This is a genomic window from Candidatus Rokuibacteriota bacterium (assembly GCA_016209385.1).
GTDB lineage: Bacteria > Methylomirabilota > Methylomirabilia > Rokubacteriales > CSP1-6 > JACQWB01.
The window spans coordinates 1-3,380 of sequence record JACQWB010000157.1 but is presented as its reverse complement, the minus strand read 5'-3'; the positions used below and the strand labels follow the sequence as shown (position 1 = coordinate 3,380).

Sequence of the window (3,380 nt, the reverse complement as noted above, 5' to 3'; positions counted from 1 at the left end):
GTCCACGGCGCCTCCAGCCCCAGCAGGTAGCGATAGAGTTCAACGTCGCGCATGGCCCCAGCCCTCCCGGTGTGGTGATGGAGCTGGAGCCATTCTTACATCAGCCAGCGACCCACGCCAAAGTCGGATGAACCTTTTTTTATTTCGCCAGCCCGTGCCTGCGCCGCACCAAGGGGCCGCGGACTACTTCATGTCCTTCAGGCTCAGCCAGACCCCCACGATCTGCTCGGAGGAGAGCGCCTTGAAGTCCATAGTTCACCTTGGCCTGATCGAGGAACCCGTCTGTCTTCTCCCTTGACAGCCGACCTATGCGTGTTTAGTCTTACAGTAAGAAAGTAAGTCTGAACGCCGAAGCGATCAACGACGGAGGGATATGACAGCAGTCCGAATCGGCCCGAAGCACCAGGTCACGATTCCCAAGGAGGTCTTCGAGGCCCTGAAGTTGAACGCTGGCGACTTTCTCGAGGCCACGGCAGAGGGCGGCCGCATCGTCCTCACTCCTCAGCGGCTCGCCCCGAAGGCTCCGGCGCCCCGCCTGACCGCCGCCGAGCAGCGCACCCTCCTCCGAGCGAAGGGCAAGATCGAGCGGATCCGACAGGACCTCCTCACGGCCCGGGGATTGGCGGAGGCGGAGGCCGAAGTCGCTGCCAAAGCCGGGCTCATCGATCCGGACCAGAAGTACTGGTGGACCGAGGCCTGGCAGAAGGGGGAGCGCGCCGCCGAAGCCGACCGCCGCGCCGGACGGCTCCTGGGACCCTTCGCCACAGTCGAGGCGCTTAAGGAGGGCATGAAGAAGGGGTCTCCCGCCCGCGGATGAAGCTCCAGCCCACGGAGCGCTTTCGCACGGAATACGAACGTTTGCCCCAGCGCCTCCAACACCGCGTGGACACGGCGCTGGGGCTTTTGCTTGAAAATCCACGCCATCCCTCGCTTCAGATCAAAAAGCTGAAGGGGCATGAAAACCGCTGGGAGGGGCGGGTGACCCTCCACTACCGCTTCACCTTCACCCTCAAAGGGGATACGTACGTGCTGCTCCGCGTGGGAACCCACGATCTCCTGCGCCCCGCCCGGTAAAAAGCAAGGGCCGGGGAAAACCCCGGCCCTGCCCAACGCCGGATCGGCCGGCGGCTACTTCTGGTCCTTCAGGCTCAGCCAGACCCCGACGATCTGCTCGGAGGAGAGCGCCTTGAAGTTGACGCGCTTGTTCACGCCGTAGAGGTCCATCTGCTGGTAGAGCGGGATGGCCGGGGCCTCGTCCATGAAGATCCGGAGCGCCTTCCGGTAGAGGTCCAGCCGCGTCTTGGCGTCCATGTTCACCTTGGCCTGATCCACGAGCCCGTCGAAGTCCGCGTTGTAGAAGTTCGCCAGCGGCTGCCCGGACCGCCAGAGCGGGAAGAGCGTGCCATCGGCGTCCCAGTTGGTGTTGCCCCAGCCGATCAGGAACATCGGATCGGCGCCGTGGGGGTACACGTACTTGTTGAGGTACGTGGTCCACTCGTGCACCCGCACCTTGGTCCGGATCCCCGCCTTGGTGAGCTGTCCCGCGATCGCCTCGGCGACTTCCTTGTCCTTGAGGTAGCGGCCGTCGGGAGAGTTCAGGACCAGGTCGATCCCGTTCGGGTACCCCGCCTCGGTCAGCAGCTGCTTCGCCTTGGCCACGTCCTGCTTGTAGGGCTGGAGCGCGGGGTCGAAGCCGAAGTGCTTGGCCGTGAGCGGCGTGGCCGTCCGGATCCCCTGCCCCTCCAGCACCCCCTGGATCACCTCGTCCACGTTCACCGCGTAGTTCATCGCCTGGCGCACCCGTTTGTCCTTTGTCGGGTGCTCGATCGGGCCCACCAGCTTGTTGCCCTCGCCGAACTTGTGGGTGTAGATGGGTAGGAAGATGGTTCTGACGCTCGGCGCCTTGGTGATGTAGAGGCGCGGGTGCTTGTCGATGACCGGCACAAGGTGCGGCGGGATGTTGACGGCGATGTCCACCTCGCCGGCCTGGAGGGCCGCCACCCGGACCGCGTGCTCGGGGATGGGCCGGAAGATCAGGGTCTTCACCTTGGGGGCCCCGCCCCACCACTGCTCGTTGGCCTCCATGACGATCCGCTCGTCCTTGACCCAGCGGACGAACTTGTACGGCCCCGAGCCGACCGGGTTCTTCGCCAGGTGGGCCATGTCGTTGGCCTTGAAGTACTTGGGCGGCACGATGTTGCCGAGGAGCGCCAGGTTGTTCTCCAGGACCGGGAAGGGCTTCTTCGTGATGACGCGCGCCGTGTGCTTGTCCACGACCTCGACGTGGTCCACCAGGTTGAAGAACGTGATCTGGCGCTGCGGCTTCGTGTTGGGATCGATGATCCGCTCGAGGCTGTACTTCACCGCCTCCGCGTCCACGTCCTCCCCGTTGTGGAACTTGGCCCCTTTCCGGAGCTTGAACTCCCAGGTCGTCGGGTTCACCACGCGCCAGGACTCGGCGAGCCACGGGATCAGCTTGAGGTTCGGGTCCCGGAAGAGGAGCGTGTCGTAAATCTGCAGGAGCACGTTCAGCGCCGGGGTCTCGAGATGGAGGTGCGGGTCAAGCGTGGTGGGGTCCACTCCCTGGGCGACGATCACCTGGCCCTCGGGAGCGGCCCCGACCCCCCCGGCCCACCCGATCAGGACGAATGCGAGAAACAGGGCAATGGAGCGCCTCATAGAGCCCTCCTTTCCGCCTGCCGGTTCACGCCAAGTTCAGTTCCAACTAACTACGCCAGACAGTGCCAGCCGCCACGGGTGGCACGGCGAGCGGGGCGCCCCACCGGAGGGGCCGGGGGTCCCCGGGTACCCGCGAAGCGGGTGGGGCTGGGGTGGCCCCGACGGTGGGGCTGCTCGCCGGGACAGGACCCGTGGCGACCGGCATAGGCAAAACAAGTTGGGACGGCACTCGTTCGCCGTTCGCGGGCGCCTCACACCTTCAAGCGCGGATCCAGGGTGTCCCGCAGCCCATCCCCCAGCAGGTTGATCCCGAGCACGGTCACGAGGATCGCCAGGCCGGGGAAGGTGGCGAGCCACCAGGCCGTGGAGAGATACACGCGCCCGTCGGCCAGCATCCCCCCCCACGTCGGGGTCGGCGGCTGGACCCCGAGCCCGAGGAAGGACAAGGCTGACTCCACCACGATCACCCGGGCCATGTCCAGCGTCGCCACCACGAGCCAGGGGGCGAACGCGTTGGGGAGCACATGGTGGAGCAGCACCCGCCAGTCGCGGCTCCCGAGCGCGACGGCCGCCTGCACGAACTCCCGCTCCCTGAGCGAGAGCACCTCCCCGCGCACCACCCGAGCGTACACCACCCAGGAGGAGACGCCAATCACGATGATGATGTTCTGGAGGCTCGGTCCGAGCACGCCGATCACGGC

General features: G+C 66.0%; 4 protein-coding genes. 2 read left to right on the top strand and 2 right to left on the bottom strand.

What is annotated here, in order from left to right; all coding sequences use genetic code 11:
* The first annotated feature begins 373 nt into the window (after positions 1–373).
* Complete coding sequence (locus HY726_11010) at positions 374–817, top strand: AbrB/MazE/SpoVT family DNA-binding domain-containing protein (protein MBI4609526.1); 444 nt, start codon at positions 374–376, stop codon at positions 815–817.
* On the top strand, positions 814–1,074 hold the full coding sequence (locus tag HY726_11005; GenBank protein ID MBI4609525.1) for a hypothetical protein: 261 nt from the start codon (positions 814–816) through the stop codon (positions 1,072–1,074). Before HY726_11010 ends, HY726_11005 begins: the two co-directional genes overlap by 4 nt.
* A gap of 54 nt (positions 1,075–1,128) precedes the next feature.
* Here the strand turns inward: HY726_11005 and HY726_11000 are convergent, their stop codons facing one another.
* Together HY726_11000 and HY726_10995 are read right to left on the bottom strand one after the other, a co-directional pair.
* Positions 1,129–2,679 carry an ABC transporter substrate-binding protein gene (locus HY726_11000; protein ID MBI4609524.1) on the bottom strand — a complete coding sequence of 517 codons (1,551 nt, stop codon included), beginning with the start codon at positions 2,677–2,679 and terminating at the stop codon, positions 1,129–1,131.
* A gap of 251 nt (positions 2,680–2,930) precedes the next feature.
* On the bottom strand, positions 2,931–3,380 hold a 450-nt coding region (locus HY726_10995; GenBank protein MBI4609523.1), incomplete at its 5' end, for an ABC transporter permease.

What these genes read in the sequence shown, in the direction of transcription:
- HY726_11010 (MBI4609526.1), top strand. Translation starts at nt 374, where the DNA reads ATGACAGCAGTCCGAATCGGCCCGAAGCACCAGGTCACGATTCCCAAG.
- HY726_11005 (MBI4609525.1), top strand. Translation starts at nt 814, where the DNA reads ATGAAGCTCCAGCCCACGGAGCGCTTTCGCACGGAATACGAACGTTTG.
- HY726_11000 (MBI4609524.1), bottom strand. Translation starts at nt 2,679, where the DNA reads ATGAGGCGCTCCATTGCCCTGTTTCTCGCATTCGTCCTGATCGGGTGG.